This window comes from Actinoallomurus vinaceus, from assembly GCF_039542055.1.
GTDB lineage: Bacteria > Actinomycetota > Actinomycetes > Streptosporangiales > Streptosporangiaceae > Actinoallomurus > Actinoallomurus vinaceus.
This window is the reverse complement of the sequence record NZ_BAABHK010000001.1, coordinates 997,662-1,022,012: the sequence shown is the minus strand read 5'-3', so window position 1 is coordinate 1,022,012 and position 24,351 is coordinate 997,662. Positions and strand designations below refer to the sequence as shown.

The following is a 24,351-nucleotide window of genomic DNA, read 5'->3' as shown; positions in this document are numbered from 1 at the left end:
TTCAGACATGTCCGAAAGGCAACTGATTGCCGAACCGGAAGTGACAGCCCGCCCGACGCGCGCTCACCCGGAGCGGGCTGGTCGACGGCCCGCGCCGGGGACCACTGTCGCAGGCGCTCATTCGTCGGTGCGGCGTCGCAGCAGGGCCGCCACCAGCAACGCGCCGGCCAGTGTGATCGCCGCGTTGACGAGTACGGCGAGCCGTACTCCGCCGAGGACCGCCGTGGCGTGCGGGCCACCGAGCGCGCTCGTACGGCCGGCGGCGATCGCGCTCATGATGGGGATGCCGATGGTGATCCCGATCTGCTGGGTCATCGTCGCGAGCCCGGTGGCCAGCCCCTGCTCGTCGTCCGGCAGCCCGGACGTGGCGGTCACCATGAAGGCGACGATCGCCTGCATGTTGCCGACGCCGCCGACGAAGGTCGCGACCAGGAACAGCAGGATCCACCGGTGCGCGTCCCCGAGCGCGACCAGTGACGCGGTCGCGGCCGCCTGGACGACGAACGCGCCGACCAGCACCCGGTACGTCCCCAGCCGGGCGATCACGCGGGCGCCGAGGAGTCCGCCGGTGACGGTGCCCGCGCCGAGGACGCCGAACGCCAGCCCGGTGACCAGGGGCGAGTAGCGGAGCACCTCCTGCAGGTACAGCGTCATCAAGAAGACCAGCGAGGTCTCGGTGAGGAAGGCGATGAGCCCGGCGGCGTTGCCCCACACCACCGTGCGCCGCCGCAGGATCCGTACCGGCACGAGCGGGGCGGCCGCCCGCGCCTCGGCGAACCAGAAGGCCACCAGCAGCGCCGCGGCGGCGGCCAGGGAGACGAGCGTGACCGGGGCCGTCCAGCCTCGCTCCCCCGCCGCGGTGACGCCGTAGACGAGGGCGAGCAGCCCGGCCGTCACCGTCACCGCGCCCGCGACGTCCAGCCGCGTCCCCGCGGCGGCCCGGCCCCCGGTGATGAGCTTCGGCGTGACGGCGAGGATGAACACCGCGATCGGCACGTTGACCAGGAACGCCCAGCGCCAGCTCAGCAGATCGGTGAGCACGCCGCCCAGGACCGCGCCGGTGGTGAACCCGGCGGACATCAGCGCACCGTTCAGCCCGAGCGCCCGGGAACGCAGCGGCCCCTCCGGGAAGGACGTGGTGAGCAGCGACAGCGCCGCCGGAGTGCCGATCGCGGTGGCGATGCCCTGCACCACCCGGCCGGTGAGCAGCATCGCCGGCGAGACGGCGAGACCGCCGATCAGCGATCCGGCGGCCAGCAGCGCCATGCCGATGAGGAACATCCGCCGCCGCCCGAACAGGTCCGCGACCCGTCCCGAGAGGAGGGTGAGTCCGGCGGCGGGCAGGGCGAAGCCGCTCGCCACCCACTGCAGGGCGTGCAGGCCGAAGCCCAGGCCCTCGCCGACGGCCGGCAGCGCGACGTTGAGAATCGAGAAGTCGACGGCCAGCATGAACTGCGCGCCCAGCAGCAGACCCAGGACCATGCGCTGCCGCGCCGTCATCCGAGCCCGGCCGGTGACCTCTTCCAGAACGGCCATGACCGTCCCTTTCCGTGATGGGAAGTTCGTACGGGAAGAGACTCCGGCGCGCGGCGGGCCGTACCCAGTCCCCTGTCTCGCGTACGCCCCGGGTTCGTACCACTGGCAGGGTCAGGCTCCGGGCCGGACGCGGCGACATACTGGATGACATGGACAAGCGGGCGGAACTGGGGGAATTCCTGCGGTCACGCCGGGCGCGACTGCGGCCGGAGGACGTCGGGCTGACCCACTACGGCGGCCGGCGCCGCGTCCCCGGGCTCCGGCGTGAGGAGCTCGCGCAGCTGGCCGGAGTCAGCGTCGCCTACTACACGCGGCTGGAACAGGGACAGAGCCAGAACGCCTCCGACGCCGTCCTCGACGCGATCGCCCGGGCGCTGAACCTCGACGAGGGCGAACGCGCGTACCTGCACGGCCTCGCCCGCCCCACCCCGGCCGCGCGGCGGCGCCCCCGCCCGGAGCGGGTCCGACCCGGCGTACGGCTGATGATCGAGTCCTTCGGGGACGTCCCCGCCATGGTCATCGGCCGGTGCACCGACGCCCTCGCGTGGAACCCGATGGCCCACGCGCTGCTCGCCGGGCACCTGGACGTCGACGCCCCCGAGCGCCCGGCGGACCGGCCGAACATGGCGCGACTGCTGTTCCTCGACCCGCACACCCGCGAGCTGTACGCGGACTGGCGGAAGAAGGCGCGCGACGCCGTCGCCTACCTGCGCCTGGCCGCCGGCCGCCACCCGGACGACCCGGCGCTGACCGCGCTGGTCGGCGAGCTGGCGATGAAGAGCCCGGAGTTCGCCGCGCTGTGGTCCGCGCACCCGGTCGGCGACTGCATGCACAACACCCGCGAGTACCGCCACCCGCTCGTCGGCACGCTCACCCTGTCCGAGGAGGTCCTGCCGCTCCCGGACGACCAGGGCCAGCGCGTCATGGTCTGGAACGCCGAGCCGGGCTCCCCCTCTGCGGCGGCCCTGCGCCTCCTCGCCGACCTCGGCGCCGAGTCCGCCCACCGCCAGGAGCCGGTGACGCGCTAGGGCAGGGTCCCGTGGACGACGACGCCACGCTTGATCACCGTCTCGACCTGTAGCCGGTCGGAGAGGACCACGAGGTCGGCGTCCTTGCCGGGGTGAATACTGCCCGTACGGTCGGCGATGCCGAGCACGGTGGCCGGGGTCGTCGCCGCCGCGATGGCCACCGTGGTGATCGGCAGACCGACGCAGCGCACCGCGTGCCGGACGGCGGCGTCCATCGTCAGGGTGCTGCCCGCGATCGTGCCGTCGGACAACGTCACCTTGCCGTCCCGGGCGAACACCGGGACGGGTCCCAGGTGGAAACTCCCGTCGGTCATCCCGGCGGCGGGAGTGGCATCGGTGATCAGCGCGATCCGCTCCGGCCCTGCGGCGCCCACGGCGATCCGGACCGCCTCCTCGTGGACGTGGAAACCGTCGTTGATCAGCTCGCAGGTGACGGCGTCGTCGGCCAGCGCGGCGCCGGCCGGTCCCGGGTCGCGATGGTGGAAGTCGCGCATCGCGTTGAACAGGTGCGTCGCGATGCGCGCCCCGGATCCGAAGGCCTCCCGGGCCTGATCGAAGTCGGCCGTGGTGTGCCCGACGGCGGCGATCACATCTGCCGAGACGACCTCGCGAAGCAGGTCCATGCCGCCGGGCAGCTCCGGTGCGAGCGTCACCACCCTGACGGTGCCGTCCCCGGCGGACAGCAGGTGCCGCAACGCGTTCAGGTCCGGGGCCAGCAGGAACTCGGCGTGGTGCGAGCCGCGCTTGGCCGGGTTGAGGAACGGTCCCTCAAGGTGGACGCCCACGATCGACGTGTCGTCATCGCCACGGATGATGTCCGCGATCGTACGGACGGAGGCGGCCATCCGATCGAGTTCGTCGGTGACCAGGCTGGCGAGCGTACGCGTCGTCCCGTGCGCGCGATGGAACGCCACCGCCGAGAGGATCTCCTCGGCGTCGTCGGTGGTGATCTGCGCGCCGCCTCCCCCGTGCATGTGCAGGTCGATGAAGCCCGGCAGGACGTACCGGCCCCCGAGGTCGTGCACCGGCCCGTCGCCGGGCGGAGGATCACCCGCGCCGACGCCCCGGATCCGCCCGTCCTGGACGGTCAGCCAGCCGGGATCCAGAACACGCCGGACGGTCACGACCCGGGCGTTCGCACATGTGATCACAAGTGCACATTATTCAGACGGCGGATCGATCACCGCATGAGGGTGGGGCACCGTGTTTCAAAGCGAGTGGGGTTCGGCGAGCCGACGGATGAGGTCGCGGTAGTCGTCCTTCATCGGAAGGTCGCTCTCGACGTGGAGCCGTCGCCGTACGGCGGTGACGGCGCCCCGGATCGGATCGCGTCCCGGCCGTTCGAAGCTCTCCCGCCAGAGGCCGATTCCGCGGCGCTGCCAGGCGGGAACGTCGTTGAAGTTGACGCCGCGCGCGAAGAGCAGCTCGTTCTTGTCCGCGACGCTCGTGCGCTGCAGCATCCGCGTCGCCTCCCGGCGTGACCGGCCTTCGCCGCGCAGCGTCCAGTAGCACCAGCCGTTGAGGGCGCACCGGGCCGCGTCCGCCTGCCGCCAGGAGAAATAGTCGACGACATCGTCCACGCCGGTGCCCACCCAGACGCGGGCGTCGAAGTGGACCGCCTCGCCGACGGCCAGGGTGAACGCGGCGGTGGCGACGCTCGCGGCGATCGAGACGAGCTTCTCCACCTCCCGCCCGAACAGCTCGGAGGACCGGTCGAGCAGGACGGAGATCTCATCGCTCTCGGTGTAGGCGTAGCGGCCGCCGAGCTCGGTCACCAGGGCGCGTGCCGTCTCCGTCATGAAACCGGAGAAACGCTGGTCGAAGGGCTTGTCGAAGCGGTCCTCGGTGAAGCGGGAGAAGGAACGCCCGTCCACCCGGATGACGGCCCACGCGCCCGGCAGCACGGTCAACGAGTGGAACCACTCGAGTGCCCGCATCCGCGCCTCGAGTTCGTTGGTCCTCACCCTGTCTCCTCTTCCGCCAACGGCCGGACGTCGAATCCGCCCGCCCCGTCGAATCGGACGGAGTGCAGCGCGTCGAATCCGTCGGAGCGCCGTGGGCGGCGCAGGCGTTTGAGGGTCGCATAGATCCCGACGTCGGGCACCCGGGTTTTCCCTGGACGCGTGGCGTTGCGCGCGAGCGAACCGGGGACGTCGCGAGGGAACCAGTACCCCACGATCGTCGCCCCGTGCCGCCGCGCGGCCTCGATCAGCGGCCTCCACTCCTCGGGCGAGGGATTGGTGTTGTCGACGGCGACGTCCCGGCCATCGGCCAGCGCCTCCTCGACGAGACGCATCTGACGAACTTGCCGCCGCCGCGCCTTCGGGAAATCGTCCTTACTGACGTGCACGTACGCAGGCGACAGCCACTGCCGGTAGAACGTCGTCTTCCCCGACGCCTGCAACCCGATCAGGATCGCCAGCGTCGGCATCCCGAGAACCCGCCTGCTCGCATGAGCGCATGGCCCGTCATAGATGCCGGTCTATCGCACCGATCGGCCCTCAGGTCACCCGGGGTTCGCGGCGAACGACTCGTCGACCCGCATGACCTCCACGCAATCCGAGTCAATGTTCATCCCGCTGTAGGTGCTCTTGCGCCACGCCACGGACAGACAGTGGAGCGTGATCATGGATCCTCCAAGGTGACTCGGATGAACTTCCGAGTCAGCGGCCGGCAACGCCACCGAACCGATCGGTTCTCGGCTCACCCGGACTCACGGCCGGCGGCCCGTCGACACGCAAGACTTCGACACAGTCGGTGCCTTCCTGACCGCTGTAGCTGCTCTTACGCCACGTCCCCAAGGCCCGGATAGTGCTCACAGATCCTCCAAGACCGCCTGGATGAGCTTCGCCGAGTCCCCGACCGGCAGAGCTTGGGCTCCAGCCTGATCGAACAGTACTTCAAGGTCGCTGACCTGTCTTCCGGGCTCGATGATCTGGCCATGACCGCCGACGCCCTCTACGTAGGCGATACCGGGCCCCTCGTGAAAGCTCAGCAGATTGAATGCGCCAGACAAATAGACCGGAGCCCCAGCCGGGACGACCCGGATCGTAATGTTCGGCTCCTGCATGAGTCTCAGGAGATGCTGTAGTTGCCGCTGCATAACTCCAGAGTCGCCGACGACGCGGCGGATGACGGACTCATCCAGAAGAACGGTCAACCATGGCGGGACATCACCGCGCAGGATCTCCTGCCGATTCAGTCGTGCAGCGACCAGCTCGTCAAGGCGATCCGGACGCTGACCAACCCGTAGGACCTCGCGAGCGTACTCCTCGGTCTGGAGGAGTCCCTGAATCAGAAAGTTCTGGTAGGACTTGATGCCGCATGCGAGCGCTTCCTGCTCTGCATAGTCCCAGAACTGCGAGGGGATTCCGGACTCGCGTTTGATGGCGGCGTACAGGCCCTCGAAGAACTCGCGGATGTCGAACGCCCTGTCCAGGCCTTTGGACAGTCGGAGGGTCGGTGGGCGGTAGCAGTTCTCGACGTGGCCGATGAGCTTGTCGGAGACCATGACCGCGGGATGGCCGCCGAGTTCGGCCTGGGTCAGCTTGCGCTCGGTGCGCAGCCGCTTCAGCTGGACGGCGTAGAACGCGCGGGCGGACGACTTCGGGTCGATGGGCTCGTTGCTCATGGGGGCTCCAGACAGATGGAGTGCTCGATCTTCACGTGGAGCGTTCGAGATGTAGCCGAGAGTAATTCGACGGAGACAGGCTGTGCGCATGAATCGCAGAATCCCCGGCCATCTGCCGTCGCCGATGCGCTCAGGTAGTCAGATCTTCCCCGCAACACCCGAGACGGTCGCGGACGCCAGGCGATGGCTCACCGAATTGCTCGGCACGACACATCCGGCGTGCGACGACGCCGTCCTGCTGCTCTCGGAGGCGTTCACGAATAGCGTCCGGCACAGCCGTGGAGACACCGTCACGGTCCTCGCGTACGTACGCGAGAGCACCGTGCGGGTCAAGGTCCTCGACAGGGGAGGCGACACCCTTCCGCACTACGTCGAGGACCCGTACGGCGAAGGCGGACGCGGCCTGCCGATCATGCACGCACTGGCCCAGGACTGGGGTTTCGAGGTGCTGGGAAACGGCCAGATGGTGGTCTGGTTCGACGTCGCGGCGGCCACTTTCTAGATGATCATCAATGTTGATGATCCGGAGACACCGCTAGATCAGGGCACTACGGTCATTTCCCGTCGGAAGACCCAACCCTCCGAAGGGAATCCCGTGGCCGCAGGCGAGGAGGATGTCGTCACCCTGGACGTCGAGGTGGGGAAGGGACTCGGGTTGTCCACGGCCGACCTCGCGCTGCTCACCGAGACGGGGCTGCCCAGGCTCGCGGGCGGGCACTTCTGTGCGGACATCCCGGACGGGCCGCTCGGGCTGTTCACCGTCCGCCCGCTGAGCGAGGACAATCGGGCCCTGGTCCTGGGCGGAGCCGGGCCCGACGGCGACATGCTGTACTTCCTCGATGTGAACGAGGGGATCGTCGTGCTCCTTTCCCTAGGGGACGGTGACGAGGAGCCCCAGTTCGAGGTCGTGAACACCACGCTGCGTGCCTTCGCCGAGTTCGTTCGCCGGTTGGGCGCGTACGTGCACTCGCCCTGGGCGGAGCGGCCCGCGGACGACAAGGCCCGCCTCGCGGAGATCGCCGCAGGGCTCAAGGAGCTCGATCCTGAGGCATTCAAGCATCCGCACTGCTGGTGGGCGATGGTGGTCGCTCGTCTCCGGCGGGAAGCCGCCAGGCGTGAGCGGGCGCATTCGCCTGCCGAGTCGCACAGCGAGGCCTTCGACCGGGTGCTCGATCGGCTGGACGAGAAGGGGTGGCGGCACGTCACGGGCAAGGAGTTCGCGTCCGCGACCGGTGAATACGGACTGCTGACCCTGCCGGAGGACTTCTCGGACGCGTTCTCGGCCGACGGCGCCCTGCTCCGGGACGTCGACGTCCGCTGGAGGGGCGGCATTCCGTCGGAGATTCAGTCGGTCTTCGCCTGGGAGGGACTCGTGGCCCGCGTCCCCGAGGACGAGCCGGAGGACGAGGACGAGGACGACGACGACTTCGATGCCGCGATGGAGCGGTTGATGGCGGCGGCCCACGGCCCCCAGGAACCGGGCGAAGGCACCGTAACCTGCCTGGCCACCGCGGAGACCTCCGACCTGTGCCGGATCCTGCGGGCCTTCGAACGTCTGGCCGCGAAGGGGTACGTCGCCGAGCCTGCCCTCTGGCCCACCACGTCGGGATGCTGGGAGCGCGTAGCCGAGCGAACCGAGGACGTGGAGTCGCCCAGGGCCGTCTTCTGGAACACCCAGAGCCATGACACGGCCTTCGACGCCAGGGGCGACCTGGTCGACGAGCTTTACCTCGGGTGGGCAGGCGACCGCGAGGAGATCGCCGGCATCCTCGCGGAGACGAAGCTCGGGCTGAAGGTACCCGAAGATGAGGGGACGACCTTCATTCTCGGCCCCGCCGGCCACCAGGCCTGACTTTGTAGCCGCTGTCGGCCTCTTTGCCGTCGGAATGGACGGCGCGGCATCTCGGACCGGCTTCGGGTCATGTTGCGTACAGCCGCTCCAAGTCGACGAGGAGGATGCGGTCGCGCTTTGCCGCGGCGCGGAGTTCGTCGTCGAAACCCGCGCCCGAGTAGCACGCGAGCCAGGTGTCCGATGTGTCGTACCCCTTCACCGAGAGCAGGTCACGGGCCCGCCGTAGCCGGTCCAGATGACGCAGCCCCATCGTGACGCCCCACTTGGCCTCGCCGAGTGACAGGATCCGCCGCTCTTCGGAGGAGGAGAGGACCGCGACATCGATCTCGATCTGGGTCTTGCCGGCCGGATCCGCGATGGCTCCGGCCACGACCTCACCCGGCATGTCGCCGAAGACATCGTCATCGGCCCGCACTGCCCACTCTCGGCACATGGCTTCGAAGTGCGGCCCGACGACCTGTGCCAGGAACGTCGGACGGCTGCGCTTCCACACCTGCTGCGCCTGGCGCTGCTCCAGTTGCGTCCATGAGCGGCGCATCACCGCCTCATAGAAGGTGATGAGCGGTTCGGTGATGCGGAATCGGGACCGGCGCGCGTGGAATGGATCGGATTCACGGGCGATGAGCCCGGAGTCCTCCAGGACGTTCAGAGGATGGACGAGTTCCGACGACTTACGGCCGATGTAGTTCGCTATCCCACCGCGCGTGGCGTTCCCCGCGGCGATCGCGCCGAGCACCGAGTTGTACAGCGCCGGGTCCCGAATGTCGGTCTCCTCGGCCAGCAGGTAGCGAGCCTCACGGAAGAGCGGGACCGATGGACTGAGAACCGTTCGCACGACCCAGTCGTCGAAGTCGGCCAGGGATTCCGGCGTGTCCCCGCCGACGAACTCCTGCCGGTACGCGGGCGTCCCGCCGACGATCGAGTGCACCAGCGCCGCGAGCTTGGGATCGTCGATCTGCCAGAACTCCGCCGCGGTCCGATAGTCGAACGGGTTGACGAGGAGCTCCATGCTCGCCCGGCCTCGAAGGGGTGCGTTCGCCGCGAGCAGCCGGCCCATGACGGACATCGCCGAGCCGCACAGCAGGAAGCGCGGGCTGTCCTCCCCGGGACGCGAGGCGAGTTCGTCGAGCCTTCTTTGGAAGATCGATGGGATGGCCGGGTCCGCCTTGATGAGATACGGGAACTCATCAATGATCGCCAGCCCGCCGCCCACGGTCTCGCCGAGCACCCGAAGGGCGTCGGTCCAGTCGTTCAGCGCGTACGGCGCGCGGCTCCCCGCGTGCTCGGCGAGGGCGATGCCGAACTCGCGCAGCGAATCCGTCGCGGTCGCCTCGACGGCGGTGAAGTAGAACCCGCCGGTGGCCTCGGCCAACGCTCGGAGCAGGAAGGTCTTCCCCTGCCTGCGTCGGCCACTGACCAGCCCCAGCCGGGCATGCGGACTCACCGACGTTGCGAACCGGGCCAGTGCCGACCACTCGTACGAGCGGTCAAAGACGCGTTGTGGCTTGGTGAGCAGCATCTGCCCAGACTAGCGTAACTGTACTTATGATAACTGCACCTACCATAAGTACAGTTACTACTAACGCCCAATGTCGATCACTTGACTTGGCATCAGCCGGCGTAGGCGGCGGCGAGGGTGTGGAAGGACTCCTTCGGCTCCCAGCTCATGTCCGGGTAGGCCGTCCCGTGGCCGTTCTCCAGCATCTTGACCACCCCGTACGACGCCATGTCGAGGTCGTGGACCGGGTCGCCCGGGCGGTGCGGCAGGTGGTAACCGGCGAAGGTGAACCAGAAGGCGCTGTCCACACCCTCCCGCTCGAAGATCTCCAGCAGTTCGCGCATGTAGGTCGACTGCTCGGCCTCGTCCCGTACGTAGTCTCCGTTCAGGCGGGGCGGGTCCGACTCGCGGTCGGCGATCATCCAGCCGGTGCCGCCGCGCGCGGCGGCGCCCCGGTAGGTGCAGCAGCCGAACTCGGAGGCCGCCACCGGCTTGCCGTGCCGGAAGTGCGAGCGGAGCTCCTCGACGTACCGTTCGGCGTTCTCCTCGGCGCGGTAGGCGTCGACGGAGACGATGTCGAACGGCGTCCAGTCGACCTGCTCCCAGGGACCGGAGGCGTACGTGATCCGGCCGCCGAACCGGTCGCGGGCGGCCTTCACCGTCTCGGCGAAGAAGGCGTTCACCTTGGCGAGAACGTCGCCGAACGTCGCGTACACGGCCGGATCGCCGGAGGTCAGCGCGGCGATCCGCGCGTAGACGTCATCGCCGGGCAGGAACCCGCTGGCGAAGAGACTGACCTCGCAGCCGGTGACCAGTACGGTCTCCGTGCCCCGGCGGCGAATGTCCTCGGCGCGCTCGGCGCAGTCGGTGAACAGCTCCAGCATCTGGCCCGGGGTCAGCTCGCAGGGGAACGGCGCGAACCAGACCTCCAGGCCGGCCGCGGCCGCGTGCTCGGCGGCGACGGTCAGCCGTTCGGGGTCTCCACCGGAGATCCGTACGGCGGTGCAGTGCAGGTCGTCGGCGATGATCTGCATCTCCCGGCGTACGACGTCGGGCTCGAAGACCGTCCGCGAGTTCTCACCGCCGGGGAAGAAGCCGGTGTCGTAGTTGATGCCCTTGGCGCGCATGGTCTGTCCTCCTTTATTCAGGGTTCGACGGGTCAGGCGGCGGTCTCGGCTGCGGCCTCGACCATCTTCTCGATCGGCTGGGTGGCGGCCATGCCGACGACGATGCCGAGGACGATCGCGCCGATCAGCATCACGCTGGACAGCCAGGCCATCGTCTCGATGGGCAGGGTGAAGGCGCCGATCAGGCGGGCGACGCATTCACTCAGCAGGGCGGCGCCCCAAATGAGGCTGTAGCGGCGCTCGAGGCGGCCGAACGCCACCGAACCTGCGGTCAGCCGGTCCCACGCGGCGATCCTCGCCGCGTTCCCCTTGGTCATGAAGGGCTTGAGGCCGGCGGACATCAGCGGCCGGCCGCGGAGGGCCATGACGATGATGCTCAGGCCGATCACGCTGCTGACGCCGGAGTCCTTGGCCAGCATCAGGCGGGCGTCGCCCGTGACGAAGCTGAGCGCGATCCCGGCCACGTTGACGAGCAGCATCAGGCCCGCCAGTCCGTTGAAGGTCCGGCGGCGGACGGCGTCGACGATCGTGCGCGCCGCCGGGACGACGCTGCTGAGCGCGAGCGAGATGACCAGGCCGAGCCCCAGCCCCTTGTGCAGCAGGTAGTACGAACCCACCGGCAGGGCGACGTCCACCACCAGCGGCTTGAGGTTGTTCAGCAGCTCTCCGCCGTTGGACTGCGGGCGCGCCTCCGGAGCGGAGCCCTTCGCGCCGGCCCGGTCGGCCGTGACGGGGGAGGTGATCTGCGCCATCTTCGTTCCTTCGCTCGCTTGTCAGTGATGCAAGCTTCGCTGGAACGGAGGGTCACCCGGCAGATCCATCGATCCACGGTGGACCGGTACGAATGTCACGGCCGATATCGGTCCGGTGATCTGTGCCCGCCTTCGCCGATCAGTCGCCGTCCCTGCTGCCGCCGTGGCGGCTGTCGGCGCACTTGCTCGGGTTGTCGCGCAGGCACACCTTGCTGCCGCTGACCCGCAGGCCGGTGTCGTCGAACGCGGTGACCCACCGGACGGCGATGGCCCGCTGCGCCTTGGCGAGGGGGACGAGGCCGGAGCAGACCGCGTCGTTGAGCTTGTGCTCGACCGCGTCCTTGGGGTTCGGGATGCGCCCCGGCTCGACCCACAGGTTGCGCGGGTCGTCCGGCGCGCCGCCCAGTTCGAGCGGCACCAGGTGGTCGTACTCGCTCTGTACCTCGCGGCCGAGGCTGTAGGAGCGCGCGGACTTGGCCTTCATCACCCGGGTCACTGAGGAGGACGGCCGTACGGTCTTGGTCCAGCCGACCTTGCAGATGGTCCGTTTGATGTTCGACTGCGTGACGTCCGGGTTGACGGCGCCCGGAGTGCAGTCGCGGTCCGGCAAGGGCTGGCCGTCCCGCTTGCCGACCTTGCAGGTGCCCGGCGAGGGCATCGGCGCCTTCCCGTCGCCGATCGGGAGCTTGGCACTGCCGGAGCCCGAGGCGGGGGCACCTCCGCTCGCGGGCGTACCGCTCGTCCCGCAGCCCGCCGCGACCACCAGCGGGAAGACGGCCGACACGATTCCGAGCCGGGTTCGCCATTGCTGCCGCATTTCGCACCACCCCATGGTTTTTGCTCCTACTTTGCCCAGCTATGACGGATGAATGCTGCCATAAAGGGTCATCACGGGGTGTGACGGTATTCGCGCAGGTCTGCCGTTGAAGGCCGTGTTCGCGGGCCCGGTCGCGTCGAGGGCGGAGCCGCTGCGCGCCAGGGCGCCCTACCGCGCGAGGCGGCGACCGCGTCCGTACGGCGCGGCGGAATCGGTCGAACGGCGGCGCCGAATCATCCCAAAGACGGGCAGACGTAGTGCCGAAGAGTGACGACGCCTACGTTGCCGCTCCACTAGGTTCGGACCATGTCCATCATCGCCACCCGGGGGCTCACCATGCGCTTCCCCGGCGTGCTCGCGTTGGATCAGCTGACCGTCGACATCGAGCCCGGGGTCGTCGGACTCGTCGGCGCCAACGGTGCGGGCAAGTCCACGCTCATCAAGATCCTCCTCGGCCTGCTCGAACCCACGAGCGGCCAGGCCCAGGTGCTCGGCCTCGACATCGCGCGCGAGTCCATGAAGATCCGCGAGCTGGTCGGCTACATGCCCGAGCACGACTGCCTTCCGCCGGACATGTCCGCCACCGAGTTCATCGTGCACGTCGCCCGGGTGTCCGGCCTGCCGGCCACCGCGGCGCGGGAGCGCGCCGCCGACACCCTGCGCCACGTCGGGCTGTACGAGGAGCGGTACCGCCCGATCGGCGGCTACTCAACGGGCATGCGCCAGCGCGTCAAGCTGGCCCAGGCACTCGTCCACGACCCGAAGCTCGTCTTCCTCGACGAGCCCACCAACGGGCTCGACCCGGCCGGACGCGACGAGATGCTCGCCCTCGTCCGGCGCATCGGCAGCCAGTTCGGCATCAGCGTCCTCGTCACCTCGCACCTGCTCGGCGAACTCGAGCGGGTCGCCGACCACCTGGTGATCATCGATGGCGGGCACCTGCTGCGGTCGCAGGCGGTCGCCGCCTTCACGCAGGCGAGCGGCGTGCTCGCGGTCGAGGTCGAGGAGGAGATGGATCGCCTCGGCGAGCACCTCGCGGCGACCGGGCTGCGCGTCCGCCCGGACGGCCGTCTGCTGCTCGTCGACATCGCCGGCGAGACCACGTACGACGTCGTCCGCGACTCGGTCGCCGACCTCGGACTGGCCCTCGTCCGCATGGAGAACCGCCGCCACCGCATCGAAGAGGTGTTCTCGCAGTGACGAGCGTCATCCACGACATCGGGTACCGGCACTACGACGGCAAACGCCTCGGCCGGGCGTACGCCGTCCGGTCGCTGTTCACGTACAACCTGCGCGCAGCGTTCGGCCTGGGGCGGCCGGTCAAGGCGAAGATCATGCCGTTCCTGCTCTTCGCGATCATGCTGATGCCCGCCGCGATCAGCGTGGCGATCACGGCGATCGCCGCCCAGGTCGGGGCCGGGCAGAACGTGAACCTCATCCGGTACTCGGCCTACGCCACGTACCTGCAGCCCCTCATCGCGATCTTCCTGGCGGCGCAGGCGCCGGTGCTCGCCTCCCGCGACCTGCGGTTCCACGTGACGCCGCTGTACTTCTCCCGCCCGGTGAGCCGCCTCGACTACGTGCTGGCCAAGTACACCGCGTTCACGACCGCGCTGTTCATCCTGCTGGCCACGCCCGTGACGCTCCTCTTCGTCGGCGCGCTCGTCACCAAGCAGAAGCACCTCGGCACGCACACCGTGCACTGGCTCGGCGGCGTCGCGGGCTGCCTGATCTACGCGCTGGTGCTCGCCGGCATCGGCCTCGTCGTGGCCGCGTTCACGCCGCGCCGCGGGTTCGGCGTGACCGCCGTCATGGCCGTCTACCTGCTCAGCACGACGGCGGTCGCCGCCGTCCAGGGCATCGCCGAGAACCAGACGCAGTTCACCCTGGCCCAGTGGGCCGGCCTGTTCGCGCCGTTCAACCTCGTCGACGGCGTCCAGGTCTGGGCGCTCCACGCGAAGCAGTCCGCGCCCGAGCCACCGCCCTCGGGCCTCGGCGGACCGGTGTTCACCCTCGTGTGCGCGGCCCTCGTCGCCGGCTCCGTCGCAATCCTCTACCTGCGGTTCCGGAAGGCGGGTTCCCGATGACCGTTCTGGAGATCCGGGACGTGTCCCGGTGGTACGGCAACGTCGTCGCGGTCAACGGCGTCACGATGACGATCGGACCGGGCGTCACCGGCCTGCTCGGGCCGAACGGCGCCGGAAAGTCCACCCTGATCCACATGATGGGCGGCTTCCTCGCCCCCTCCAGCGGACAGGTGACCGTCGACGGTCAGCGGATCTGGAAGAACCCGTCGGTGTACCGGCAGATCGGCCTCGTGCCCGAGCGGGAGACCGCGTACGACTTCCTCACCGGCCGCCAGTTCGTCCGCGCGATGGCCAAGCTGCACCGCCTGCCCAATCCCGAGGCCGCCGCCGAACGCGCCCTCGGGCAGGTGGAGATGGTCGAGCCCGCCGGCCGGGCCATCGGCACCTACTCCAAGGGCATGAAGCAGCGCGTCAAGATGGCCTCCGCGCTCGTCCACGACCCGCCGGTCCTGCTGCTCGACGAGCCGTTCAACGGGATGGACCCCCGGCAGCGGCTGCACCTCATGGACCTCATCCGGAAGATGGCCGCCGAGGGCCGTACGGTGCTGTTCAGCTCGCACATCCTCGAAGAGGTCGAGCGGCTCGCGCACCACATCGAGGTCGTCGTCGCCGGGCGGCACGCCGCCTCCGGCGACTTCCGGGCCATCCGGCGGCTGATGACCGACCGCCCGCACATGTTCGTCGTCCGGTCCAGCGACGACCGCCGCCTCGCCGCCGCGCTCATCGCCGACCCGTCGACGCGGGGCGTCGAGCTGACCTCCGGAGGGCTCGAGGTCGAGGCCGTCGACTTCCGGCGGTTCTCCGTGCAGCTGCCGCAGCTGGCCCGGCAGGCCGACATCCGGCTGTGGGAGGTCTCCCCCGCCGACGAGTCCCTCGAAAGCGTCTTCTCGTACCTGGTGGCATCGTGAACACTGTCATCGCTTCGATCACGTTCCGCGGGATGCTGAGCCGGCGGCGGGCCCTGCTGCTGTTCGCCCTGCCCGCGCTGCTGCTGTTCCTGAGCATCGGACTGCGGGTCAGCGGCCACAGCGACCTGGACAACGCCACGCTGCTGCTGAAGCAGTTCGGGCTCGGGGCGCTGCTGCCGCTGCTCGCGCTGCTCGCGGGCACCGGGGTGATCGGGCCGGAAATCGACGACGGCCAGATCATGTACATCATGACCAAGCCGATCGCGCGCCCGGTCATCTCCACCACGAAGTACGCCGTCGCGGTCGTCCTCGTCGTCCTGTTCGGCGTCGTGCCGATCTTCATCTCGGGCGTCATCATGACCGGCCTCACGGCCGGGCTGGCGACCGGGTTCGCGATCGGGGCGCTGGTCGCCGGCCTCGCGTACTGCGCGCTGTTCATCGCCATCGCGGTGCTCAGCCGGTTCGCGGTGACGATCGGGCTGATCTACGCCCTCGTCTGGGAGAGCCTCATCGGACGGTACGCCTCCGGCGCCAAGACGCTGTCGATCCAGCAGTGGGGCATCAGCGTCACGGACATGGTCACCAACGCGACCGCCGTCAAGGCCGGGGTCGGCACGTCCACCGCCGTGCCGCTGCTGATCGTCGTGACCGTCGCGGGCGTCGCGTACGCCGGCTGGAAGCTCCGTACCCTGTCCATCACCGGCACCGAGTAACCGGACCGGTGCCCGGTCCCGCCGGAACGAGAAATCGGCGGGAACGTTCGGGCGGATCGGCTCCTCCCTATGGATGAACGGCGACTCACCGGGGCGTCGTCGGCCGTAGGGAGGAGAGCGCGGATGCGAGCGATGCCGCACGTCGAGGGAGTGGAACACCGGTTCGTCGAGGCGGGTGGAGTGCGCTTCCACGTGGCCGAGGCGGGCCCGGTGGAGGGACCGCCGGTCCTGCTGCTCCACGGGTTCCCGCAGCACTGGTACGCGTGGCGGCACGTGGTACCGCTGCTCGCCGACCGCCACCGGCTGATCATGCCCGACTTCCGGGGGTTCGGCTGGTCCGACGCCCCCTACAAGGGTTATGACACCGACACGCGGGTGGACGACGTGCTGGCGCTCATTGACGCGCTGGGCCTGGACCGGCCGCTCCTGGTCGGCCACGAGTGGGGGGCGTGGGTCGGCTTCATGGTCTGCCTCCGGGCCCCCGAGCGCTTCGGCCGGTTCCTGGCGCTCAGCATGATCCATCCGTGGCCGGAGCACCGGCGTCTCATCCGGCACGCGTGGCGGGTGTGGTACACGATCCCGTGGGAGTACCCGGTGGCCGGCGGCTTCGTGCTGCGACACTGGCCCGCCTTCACCCGGTACATCCTTCGCAGAGGGGTGACCGACGCGGGAGTGTGGCGACGTGCCGACCTCGACGAGTTCACCGAGTCCGTACGGCCGCGCGAGCGGGCTCACGCCGGCCGGGCACTGCACTGGCAGTACGTGCTGCGGGACATCCCGCGGCTCGTCCGTAACCGACACCGGGCGCTCCGGCTGACGGTGCCGACGACGATCCTCTTCGGCGCGAACGACTTCGCGATGTCTCACGAGGCGCTGGCGGGAGGCGAGCGGCACGCCACCGATCTGGAGGTCCGGGTCGTCCCCGGCGGCCACTACCTCGCGGACGAGCATCCGGTCCTCGTCGCCGACGCGATCACCACGCTGTCCGCCGGATCGATGCGCGCGGGGATCGGGTGAACGACGGGTCGGAGCGTGCCGCAGCGCTGGTCCGGGCCGCCCAGCGCGGCGACGGCATGGCCATGCACGACCTGCTCGACCTGCTGGCCCCGTACGTCGGCCGGATCTGCGGGCCGATCGCGCTGGACGACGGCCCGGACGCCGCGCAGGAGGCGCTCATCGCGATCTTCCGTGGCATCCGGGGGCTGCGCGATCCCGGCGCGCTCTTCGGCTGGGCACGGTCGATCGCGGTACGGGAGGCGGTACGGATGGCGCGGCGCTCGCAGGGCGCCCGGCCCGCCGAACTGGACGACGTGCCCCAGCCGGGCGATCCACAACTGGCCGCGGACATCCGTGACGTCCTGCGCCGGCTGTCACCGGAGCACCGCGCGGTCCTTGTGCTCCGTGATCTGGAGGGACACGGAGAACGGGCCGTCGGCGAACTGCTGGAGATCTCGACCGGGACGGTGAAGTCACGGCTGCACAGGGCTCGGCTCAGCTTCCGGAAGGCATGGCGATGACCGACACGATATGGCCCGAGGCCGGCCTCGACTCCGTACGGCGACTGCGGATCATGGCGGCGGCCGTCCCCGGCGCGGTGTACGCCGAGGACGTGCTCGCCCTGCCCTTCGAGGAGGTGTGGGCGGTCGCCGCCGACCTCGAGAGCGAGTTCCCGCACCTGCTCACCGACGTCCGCACCATGCGGGTCACCCGGGCGGACGGGGACCGGTTCGAGGCGCTGGCACGGGGCCGGTTCGGCCAGCGAGCACGGTTCGACGTCGTGCTCCGCCCGGGATGGTGCTGGATGCAGAGCCGATTCCTGATCGGCGGGATGGCGGCGGTGGCCGAGGCGGATCGTACGAGGTTCGCGTTCATGGGTGCGCTGCGCGTGCCCGGTGCTCGGCTCGTCCATCCGCTGTCGCACGTCCTCGGCGGTACCCCGGGCTCCGGGGTGATCCGACGGATCGCCGAGCGAACGGCCGCGCGCACCGAGCGCTGACCGCGTCCGCCTTGCGGTTTTCTCCGACCTATTGGATAGTGACAGTGTCCAGGATTGGATAGTGTCACTATCCACTGTGATCGGAGGGCCATGGTCTACCTCGTTCTCGCCGGTGGCCTGCTGGGTTTCCGCCTGCTAGGGGCGCTCGGCGTACGGCGGTTCGGCGGCTGGTCGGCCAGTGCGGCGCACGCGCTGGCGCTCATGCTCGTCATGACCGCGAGCGCGCACTTCGTTCCGGCGAGCGTCACCGTGATGCCGAACCACGCCGACCTGGTCCGGATGGTCCCGCCGTTCGTGCCGTTCGCCGACGCGATGGTGTACCTGACGGGCGTCCTGGAGCTCCTGGGCGCCGTCGGACTGGTGATCCCGGCGACGCGGCAGGCCGCCGGGATCGCACTGGTCGCCCTGTTCGTCCTGCTGATCCCCGCGAACGTCTACGCGGCCGTCGACCACGTGCCGTTCCACGGCGAGCAGCCGACGTCCTTGTGGCTGCGCGTCCCCGAGCAGATCCTCTACATCGCCGTCGCCGTCTGGACGACCCGATCGGCCGACGACACGGCGCTCCGGCGCCTCGCTCAGCGCCTGCGCCGGGGCTCCGCCGACCTGGCGCCCACACCTTAGGAGATCGCCATGCACGCCCTGACCCTCAGCACCGAGTCACGGATGATCGCCGGTGCCGTTCTGCTCACCATCGTCACCATCGAGGTCGGCGGCTGGTTCATGACCAAGATCGCCCGTGGCGGGGTGCCGATGACCGACTTCCAGAAGGCGTTCGCGCGGGCCGGCCACGGACACGCCGGGGTCCTCGTGCTGCTCAGTCTGATCGGCCTGCTCTACGCAGACGCCACCGGCCTGAGCGGCGTGCTGCTGTGGGTGGCCCGGCTGGGCGTGCCCGTCGCGGCGATCCTCATGTCCGCCGGGTTCTTCGCCGCCTCGGCGGGACGGAACGCCACGGGGCCCAACCGGTTCATCTGGGTGGTGTGGACGGGAGCGCTCTCCCTCGCCGCGGGCGTGCTGAGCCTCGGTGCCGGGCTGCTGACGGCCTGACCGACGCGGCTCGGCGAACGCGCCCCCGACTGGAGTCGGCGCGTTCGCCGGGTCACTCCAGGACGAAGGTGACCAGCATGTTCACCTTGTAGCCGGTGATGTCCCCGCTCTCGGACAACTGCACCTGCTGCTCCTTGATCCATGCGGACTGGAGCCTGCGCAGCGTCTCGCCCGCCCGGCTGATGCCGACCTTCACCGCGTCCTCGAAACTCTTCTCCGAGATGGCGCTGATCTCGGTGACACGCGCCACTGATGCCATGGGTGCTCGACCTTCGTCTCGTGGGTGACCGCCGCTCGACGGCACGGCCGTCGTGATCGACGTCTACCCGCACCCACGCTGGGCGTATCGGCCGCCCACGTAAATTGATGACGATGCTCGGAGCGCCCGAGGCGCCTGCACCGGCTCGCCGCGCTCGAGTGGTCAGAGAGCGGTTCGGACGACCTCGGCGAGGCGCTCGGCGACGGTGCGGGCCTGCTCCTCTTCGGGGGCCTCGACCATGACGCGGACCATCGGCTCGGTGCCGCTCGGGCGGATCAGCACCCGTCCGCTGTCGCCGAGCTCGGTCTCGGCGGCCTGGACCGCGGCGGCCAGCTCGGAAGACGTCTTCGCCTTGGACTTGTCGACGCCCTTGACGTTGACGAGCACCTGCGGCAGCCGGGTCATCACCTTGGCGAGCTCGTCGAGCGGGCGGCCCCGGCGGGCGATGGCGGCCAGGAGGTGCAGTCCGGTGAGCACGCCGTCGCCGGTGGTGGCGTGGTCGAGCATGATGACGTGGCCGGACTGCTCACCGCCGAAGGCGTACCCGCCGGCCTTCATCGCCTCCAGGACGTAGCGGTCGCCGACCGCCGTCTCGACGACGCCCAGGCCCTGCTCCTGCATGGCGAGTTTGAACCCGAGGTTGGACATGACCGTGGCAACGACCGTGTCACCGGGCAGCTTGCCGGCCTCCCGCAGCTCGAGCGCGAGGATCGCCATGATCTGGTCGCCGTCGATGGCCTCGCCGGAGGCGGTGACGGCGAGGCAGCGGTCGGCGTCGCCGTCGTGGGCGATGCCGGCGTCCGCGCCGTGCTCGAGCACCGCGCGCTGCAGGTGATCCAGGTGGGTGGAGCCGTAGCCGTCGTTGATGTTCAGACCGTCGGGCGAGGCACCGATGGCGACGACGGACGCGCCGGCGCGGCGCAGGGCCTCCGGAGAGACGCCCCAGGCGGCGCCGTGGGCGCAGTCGACGACGACGCGCACGCCGTCGAGGGAGCCGGGCAGCGTCGACAGCAGGTGGGCGATGTAGCTCTCGACCTCACCCTGCGCGTCGCGGACCCGCCCCACGCCGGGGCCGGTCGGGCCGGCCCACTCCTCGCCGAGGTGGGCCTCGATCTGGTCCTCGATGTCGTCGGGGAGCTTGTGCCCGCCGCGCCCGAAGAACTTGATGCCGTTGTCGGGCGCGGGGTTGTGCGACGCGGAGAGCATGACGCCGAGGTCCGCGCCGAGCGACTGTGTGAGATACGCCACGGCGGGGGTGGGGAGCACACCGAGCCGGAGCACGTCGACGCCGGCGGAGGCGAGGCCGGCGACGACGGCGGCCTCGAGGAACTCGCCGGAGGCGCGCGGGTCCCGGCCGACCACCGCGACGGGCCGGTGTCCCTCGAACGCGCCGACCTCGCCGAGGACGCGGGCGGCCGCGACCGACAGGTCGAGCGCGAGGTGAGCCGTCAGGTCGCGATTCGCGACCCCGCGTACGCCGTCGGTCCCGAACAGACGCGCCACTACAACACCCCACGATCGAACGCACGGACTGGCCGCGCCCCGATCCGCTCGCCGAGACGCGACCGCGGAAGAAAAGCGATCAGCGGCCCCACCGCGTGGCGGGACCGCCGAGATCCTGTCCGCCGACCCGGCCCGCCGCATGAGCGGAACGGGCAGGGTGGCGGACAGGCAGGATCAACGCTTGCTGTACTGCGGAGCCTTACGGGCCTTCTTGAGGCCGTACTTCTTCCGCTCCTTCGCCCGCGCGTCACGGGTGAGGAAGCCGGCCTTCTTCAGGGCCGGGCGGTTGTCGGGGTCGACCAGCTGCAGGGCGCGGGCGATGCCCAGCCGCAGCGCACCGGCCTGGCCGGTGACGCCGCCGCCGCCAACGCGGGCGATGACGTCGAACTGGTCCTCAAGGCCGAGGGTCACGAACGGCTCGTTCACGACCTGCTGGTGGACCTTGTTGGGGAAGTACGTGTCCAGGGAGCGACCGTTGATCGTCCACTTCCCGGAACCCGGGACGATGCGGACGCGCGCGATGGCCTCCTTGCGGCGGCCGGTGCCGGCGGCCGGGCCGGTCAGCACCGGGCGAGGAGCGTCTTCGACGACGACCTCCGCGGACTCGGAGGTGTAGTCCCCCACGTACTCTTCGAACTCGGCGCCCTCAAGGGGCGTCTCGACACCGGTGGGCTCGGCCACGGTACTCCTCTGGATCTCTTTCGATACCGCGCGTTACTGCGCGATCTGCTTGATGTCGTAGGGAACCGGCTGCTGCGCCTGGTGCGGGTGGTTCGGGCCGGCGTAGACCTTCACCTTGCTGGCCATCTTGCGGCCCAGCGAGTTCTTGGGAAGCATGCCCTTGATCGCCTTTTCCACGGCACGCTCGGGGTTCTTCTTCATCAGCTCGCCGTAGCCGACGGAGCGCAGACCGCCCGGGTAGCCGGAGTGACGGTAGGCCTTCTTCTGCTCGAGCTTCTTGCCCGACAGCGCCACCTTGTCGGCGTTGATGATGATGACGAAGTCACCCGTGTCGAGGTGCGGGGCGTAGATCGGCTTGTGCTTACCCCGAAGCAGTGTCGCGACCTGGCTGGCCAGCCGACCCAGCACGACATCGGTCGCGTCGATGACGTGCCACTGACGCTGAACGTCAGCGGGCTTAGGGGTGTAGGTGCGCACGGTCGTAAGCCTTCGTTTCGTGTCTGACAACAGAGACTGGGTCCGCCGGACGGTCTGTGCCGCCGCAGGCCCGGTGGGTCGAGCGACCCGATGACGGGCACGCTGACGCACACAACGAACTAGCAGAATACCGGCCCACACGCCAGCGGGCAAAGCGAGCGCCCTGAGCCGTCGTTCCGTCGTCAGACGTGACGATCGTACGGCTGCCCTCTTGGACACCTTATACCTGGGACTATCCCGGAACGTCGCACTTGACGCACTTAACGGGCATATAGTGCTGGTCCTCCGCAGCCCCCAGGAGGATCCCCTGTCCGCGAAGCGCGTGAAACGCCGCGTCCAGGCATTCGTGTTGCTGGCCATCGCGGTCTTCGTCTCCGGCGGCCTGGCCGCCAACTCACTCTGGAAGGCCGCGCAGCGGCACTCTCCATTGCCCGCCACCACCCCGGTGCGCGACGCCGCCGTCCCACCCAGCCCCCAGGGTGCGGCGGTCCGCCCTTCCGCCCCCGGCGTGCGCCCGTCGAAGACGGCCCACCGGTCCAAGAGCCCGGCCCCCAAGCGGAAGTCGCCGTCGCACAGCGCCACTCCGCACGCCACCCGGTCGACCAAGGCCGCCGCCCCGGCCAATAGCGGAGGGACGTCGGCCGCCGCCCGGGCGGAGAGCGAGGCCGTCCGCCTCACCAACGTCCAGCGCGCCCAGCACGGCTGCACGGCCCTGCGGGTGGACACGCGACTGCGGACCGCGGCCCGGCTGCACTCCGCGGACATGCGTGACCGGAATTACTTCGACCACAACTCGCTGGACGGCCGGAGCCCCTGGGACCGCATCAAGGCGGCCGGGTACACGGTCCCCGGCGCGGAGAACATCGCGAAGGGCTACCCGACCGCAGCGGCCGTCCTACAAGGGTGGATGAACAGTCCGGGGCACCGGGCGAACATCCTGAACTGCAAGCTCAAGGCCGTCGGAATCGGCGTCGCGTACGGCTCGGGCGGCCCCTGGTGGACGCAGGACTTCGGCTACGAGTAAGCGTTTGATCACGCATTCGACCAGGTAGGGTCGCGTTCATGGCTTTTCCGGGTGATAAACAGCAACCCGGCGGCTGGGGCCCCCCGCAGCCGCCGCAGTCGCCGTACGGCCCGGCCGAGGACCAGGCCAACGGCGGTGGTTCCCTTTTCGATCGCCCGTACGGCGCCGGCCCTCGCCAGGACGAGGAGCCCGCGAACCGGTACGGCGGCCCGCCCTCGTACGACCAGGCCCCTCCCTACGGCGCTCAGCAGCCGGGCGGACCCGAGCAGGAGACACGGTTCCACGGCCAGGAGGCCGGCGGCTATGGCTCCGGCCCCGGCGGCCCCGCGGAAGGCCCGTACGGAGGCGGAGCAGGCGGCTACGGCTCTGGCCCGGGCGACTCGACGGAAAACCCGTACGGGGCCGGGACGGGCGGCTACGGGCCTCCTGGCGGCCCCGGTCGGTACGGAGAGGTCCCGGGCGCGTACGGCGATGACGCGGCCTCCTTCGCCCCCGGCGGCGAGGAGCGGTCCGGCTCCGGCAAGAAGCCCCTGATCATCGGCGCGGCCGTCGCCGCCGGCGTCGTGGTCCTCGGCGGCGGAGCGGCCTTCGCGCTGTCCGGCGGCGGCGGTGACGACAAGCCGAAGCCGCCCGCGGCGAGCACCAAGGCGGCCGCCGCCCCGAAGCAGTCGCCGACGGCGAACCCGACGCCCACGCCGACCGAGACGGGGAAGGGCGAGCGGCTCGCGAGCCGGGCGACCGACCCGAAGCCGCTGACGCTGAGCGAGATCTTCAAGAACAGGAAGTTCAAGGCAGGCGGCCGCAGCTACGTGCTGACGGCATGGCGCTCGGAGTCCAGCTGTGCGAAGGGCGTGCACGGCACGACCTTCGTCAAGGCCGTCAAGCGGGCGGGCTGCACCCAGGTGCTGCGGGCGACGTTCAGCAACGGCAAGTTCGTCGGCACCATCGGCGTGCTCAACCTCAAGACGGACAGCGTGGCCAGTGCCGCGCAGAAGGCGTCCCGCCCGAAGGACGCGTACGTCCTGCCACTGCCGGGCACGGGGTCCACCAGCAAGGTCGGTAAAGGGCTGTCGCTCACGACCGCCGACCCCGAGGGCCATTACCTGATCATGAGCTGGGTGCAGTACCCGACCGGGAAGAAGATCGCCACGAGCGACTACTCCGGCGTCACCGCGTTCGTCCAGAATGCGACAGTAGGTAGCAATCTGCGACCAGCCCTGAACTATCGGTCAATGGTCGGCAAACCCGCATAATGGCCGCCATTCGCTAATAATCTAGTGACCCATGTCTGGCCGTGACGAGACTTTCGTACCGTCCGAAAAGGAAGGGCCGGAGCCTCCGCCGCCGTACCCGCCGCCCCCGGCACCGCCGGGGTCGGGCCGCGGCGGCCCCCCGGCCGAGGACCCCCTCGTCAC

Annotated in this window: 29 protein-coding genes; 14 read left to right on the top strand and 15 right to left on the bottom strand. The window is 69.8% G+C overall.

All coding sequences use genetic code 11. The features are described 5' to 3' along the window. Window positions 1-117 precede the first annotated feature (117 nt). Window positions 118-1,536: an MFS transporter gene (locus ABEA24_RS04725; RefSeq protein ID WP_345429361.1), complete on the bottom strand. Its 1,419-nt coding sequence runs from the start codon at window positions 1,534-1,536 to the stop codon at window positions 118-120. A gap of 149 nt (window positions 1,537-1,685) precedes the next feature. Between ABEA24_RS04725 and ABEA24_RS04720 the strand changes: the two genes are divergently transcribed. Next, a complete protein-coding gene (locus ABEA24_RS04720) occupies window positions 1,686-2,564 on the top strand; it encodes a helix-turn-helix transcriptional regulator (protein ID WP_345429360.1) in 879 nt (292 codons plus the stop codon). Here the strand turns inward: ABEA24_RS04720 and nagA are convergent. From nagA to ABEA24_RS04695, 6 genes are all read right to left on the bottom strand, one after another. Beyond that, on the bottom strand, window positions 2,561-3,715 hold the full coding sequence (nagA, locus tag ABEA24_RS04715; RefSeq protein WP_345429359.1) for an N-acetylglucosamine-6-phosphate deacetylase: 1,155 nt from the start codon (window positions 3,713-3,715) through the stop codon (window positions 2,561-2,563). The two genes, ABEA24_RS04720 and nagA, sit on opposite strands and share 4 nt — an antisense overlap. Window positions 3,716-3,772: 57 nt before the next feature. Then, window positions 3,773-4,528 (bottom strand): tRNA(His) guanylyltransferase Thg1 family protein, encoded by a 756-nt coding sequence (locus ABEA24_RS04710; protein ID WP_345429358.1) that lies wholly within the window; start codon window positions 4,526-4,528, stop codon window positions 3,773-3,775. Next, window positions 4,525-4,995, bottom strand: a complete 471-nt coding sequence (locus tag ABEA24_RS04705; protein WP_345429357.1) for an AAA family ATPase — start codon at window positions 4,993-4,995, stop codon at window positions 4,525-4,527. The genes ABEA24_RS04710 and ABEA24_RS04705 overlap by 4 nt, the downstream gene beginning before the upstream one ends. Before the next feature lie 75 nt (window positions 4,996-5,070). Further along, on the bottom strand, window positions 5,071-5,193 hold the full coding sequence (locus ABEA24_RS04700) for a DUF397 domain-containing protein (RefSeq protein WP_345429356.1): 123 nt from the start codon (window positions 5,191-5,193) through the stop codon (window positions 5,071-5,073). Window positions 5,194-5,227: 34 nt separating this feature from the next. Further along, window positions 5,228-5,383 carry a DUF397 domain-containing protein gene (locus ABEA24_RS53435; protein ID WP_425551139.1) on the bottom strand — a complete coding sequence of 52 codons (156 nt, stop codon included), beginning with the start codon at window positions 5,381-5,383 and terminating at the stop codon, window positions 5,228-5,230. Beyond that, window positions 5,380-6,195 carry a helix-turn-helix domain-containing protein gene (locus ABEA24_RS04695; protein ID WP_345429355.1) on the bottom strand — a complete coding sequence of 272 codons (816 nt, stop codon included), beginning with the start codon at window positions 6,193-6,195 and terminating at the stop codon, window positions 5,380-5,382. Before ABEA24_RS04695 ends, ABEA24_RS53435 begins: the two co-directional genes overlap by 4 nt. Before the next feature lie 88 nt (window positions 6,196-6,283). On the opposite strand from ABEA24_RS04695, the gene ABEA24_RS04690 reads away from it, so the two are divergent. After that, entirely contained in the window at window positions 6,284-6,697 is a 414-nt protein-coding gene (locus ABEA24_RS04690; protein ID WP_345429354.1) for an ATP-binding protein, read from the top strand. Between the two features lie 93 nt (window positions 6,698-6,790). After that, a complete protein-coding gene (locus ABEA24_RS04685) occupies window positions 6,791-8,047 on the top strand; it encodes an SUKH-4 family immunity protein (RefSeq protein ID WP_345429353.1) in 1,257 nt (418 codons plus the stop codon). A gap of 67 nt (window positions 8,048-8,114) precedes the next feature. On the opposite strand, the gene ABEA24_RS04680 is transcribed toward ABEA24_RS04685, so the two are convergent. The 4 genes from ABEA24_RS04680 to ABEA24_RS04665 form a co-directional block, all read right to left on the bottom strand. Further along, on the bottom strand, window positions 8,115-9,566 hold the full coding sequence (locus ABEA24_RS04680) for an ATP-binding protein (RefSeq protein ID WP_345429352.1): 1,452 nt from the start codon (window positions 9,564-9,566) through the stop codon (window positions 8,115-8,117). A gap of 92 nt (window positions 9,567-9,658) precedes the next feature. Further along, window positions 9,659-10,672 (bottom strand): glycoside hydrolase family 113 protein, encoded by a 1,014-nt coding sequence (locus tag ABEA24_RS04675; RefSeq protein WP_345429351.1) that lies wholly within the window; start codon window positions 10,670-10,672, stop codon window positions 9,659-9,661. Window positions 10,673-10,704: 32 nt separating this feature from the next. Continuing rightward, complete coding sequence (locus tag ABEA24_RS04670) at window positions 10,705-11,424, bottom strand: VC0807 family protein (RefSeq protein ID WP_345429350.1); 720 nt, start codon at window positions 11,422-11,424, stop codon at window positions 10,705-10,707. A 139-nt stretch (window positions 11,425-11,563) separates the two neighbouring features. After that, entirely contained in the window at window positions 11,564-12,256 is a 693-nt protein-coding gene (locus ABEA24_RS04665) for a hypothetical protein (RefSeq protein WP_345429349.1), read from the bottom strand. Between the two features lie 291 nt (window positions 12,257-12,547). Between ABEA24_RS04665 and ABEA24_RS04660 the strand changes: the two genes are divergently transcribed. From ABEA24_RS04660 to ABEA24_RS04620, 9 genes are all read left to right on the top strand, one after another. Beyond that, the gene (locus ABEA24_RS04660; RefSeq protein ID WP_345429348.1) at window positions 12,548-13,441 is read left to right on the top strand and encodes an ABC transporter ATP-binding protein; all 894 of its coding nucleotides are present in this window, start codon (window positions 12,548-12,550) and stop codon (window positions 13,439-13,441) included. Next, the gene (locus ABEA24_RS04655) at window positions 13,438-14,328 is read left to right on the top strand and encodes an ABC transporter permease (RefSeq protein WP_345429347.1); all 891 of its coding nucleotides are present in this window, start codon (window positions 13,438-13,440) and stop codon (window positions 14,326-14,328) included. The genes ABEA24_RS04660 and ABEA24_RS04655 overlap by 4 nt, the downstream gene beginning before the upstream one ends. Next, window positions 14,325-15,236 carry an ABC transporter ATP-binding protein gene (locus tag ABEA24_RS04650; RefSeq protein ID WP_345429346.1) on the top strand — a complete coding sequence of 304 codons (912 nt, stop codon included), beginning with the start codon at window positions 14,325-14,327 and terminating at the stop codon, window positions 15,234-15,236. Before ABEA24_RS04655 ends, ABEA24_RS04650 begins: the two co-directional genes overlap by 4 nt. Further along, window positions 15,233-15,949: an ABC transporter permease gene (locus tag ABEA24_RS04645; RefSeq protein ID WP_345429345.1), complete on the top strand. Its 717-nt coding sequence runs from the start codon at window positions 15,233-15,235 to the stop codon at window positions 15,947-15,949. The genes ABEA24_RS04650 and ABEA24_RS04645 overlap by 4 nt, the downstream gene beginning before the upstream one ends. Before the next feature lie 123 nt (window positions 15,950-16,072). Then, window positions 16,073-16,966, top strand: a complete 894-nt coding sequence (locus tag ABEA24_RS04640; protein WP_345429344.1) for an alpha/beta fold hydrolase — start codon at window positions 16,073-16,075, stop codon at window positions 16,964-16,966. Continuing rightward, the gene (locus ABEA24_RS04635) at window positions 16,963-17,466 is read left to right on the top strand and encodes an RNA polymerase sigma factor (RefSeq protein ID WP_345429343.1); all 504 of its coding nucleotides are present in this window, start codon (window positions 16,963-16,965) and stop codon (window positions 17,464-17,466) included. The genes ABEA24_RS04640 and ABEA24_RS04635 overlap by 4 nt, the downstream gene beginning before the upstream one ends. Continuing rightward, window positions 17,463-17,945 (top strand): hypothetical protein, encoded by a 483-nt coding sequence (locus ABEA24_RS04630; RefSeq protein ID WP_345429342.1) that lies wholly within the window; start codon window positions 17,463-17,465, stop codon window positions 17,943-17,945. Before ABEA24_RS04635 ends, ABEA24_RS04630 begins: the two co-directional genes overlap by 4 nt. A gap of 90 nt (window positions 17,946-18,035) precedes the next feature. Continuing rightward, window positions 18,036-18,566, top strand: a complete 531-nt coding sequence (locus ABEA24_RS04625; RefSeq protein WP_345429341.1) for a DoxX family protein — start codon at window positions 18,036-18,038, stop codon at window positions 18,564-18,566. A gap of 9 nt (window positions 18,567-18,575) precedes the next feature. Continuing rightward, a complete protein-coding gene (locus ABEA24_RS04620; protein WP_345429340.1) occupies window positions 18,576-18,992 on the top strand; it encodes a hypothetical protein in 417 nt (138 codons plus the stop codon). A gap of 52 nt (window positions 18,993-19,044) precedes the next feature. Here the strand turns inward: ABEA24_RS04620 and ABEA24_RS04615 are convergent, their stop codons facing one another. The 4 genes from ABEA24_RS04615 to rplM all read right to left on the bottom strand — a co-directional run bounded on the left by ABEA24_RS04615 (window position 19,045) and on the right by rplM (window position 21,912). Beyond that, window positions 19,045-19,251, bottom strand: coding sequence for a dodecin family protein (locus ABEA24_RS04615; protein ID WP_345429339.1), 207 nt, complete (start codon window positions 19,249-19,251; stop codon window positions 19,045-19,047). Window positions 19,252-19,413: 162 nt separating this feature from the next. After that, complete coding sequence (gene glmM / locus ABEA24_RS04610) at window positions 19,414-20,754, bottom strand: phosphoglucosamine mutase (protein ID WP_345429338.1); 1,341 nt, start codon at window positions 20,752-20,754, stop codon at window positions 19,414-19,416. Window positions 20,755-20,928: 174 nt separating this feature from the next. Then, the gene (gene rpsI, locus ABEA24_RS04605; protein WP_345429337.1) at window positions 20,929-21,435 is read right to left on the bottom strand and encodes a 30S ribosomal protein S9; all 507 of its coding nucleotides are present in this window, start codon (window positions 21,433-21,435) and stop codon (window positions 20,929-20,931) included. Window positions 21,436-21,468: 33 nt separating this feature from the next. Then, window positions 21,469-21,912, bottom strand: a complete 444-nt coding sequence (gene rplM / locus ABEA24_RS04600; RefSeq protein ID WP_345429336.1) for a 50S ribosomal protein L13 — start codon at window positions 21,910-21,912, stop codon at window positions 21,469-21,471. Between the two features lie 274 nt (window positions 21,913-22,186). On the opposite strand from rplM, the gene ABEA24_RS04595 reads away from it, so the two are divergent. Then, window positions 22,187-22,936: a CAP domain-containing protein gene (locus tag ABEA24_RS04595; protein ID WP_345429335.1), complete on the top strand. Its 750-nt coding sequence runs from the start codon at window positions 22,187-22,189 to the stop codon at window positions 22,934-22,936. Window positions 22,937-22,974: 38 nt separating this feature from the next. Beyond that, window positions 22,975-24,189 (top strand): hypothetical protein, encoded by a 1,215-nt coding sequence (locus ABEA24_RS04590; protein ID WP_345429334.1) that lies wholly within the window; start codon window positions 22,975-22,977, stop codon window positions 24,187-24,189. Window positions 24,190-24,351: the final 162 nt, after the last annotated feature.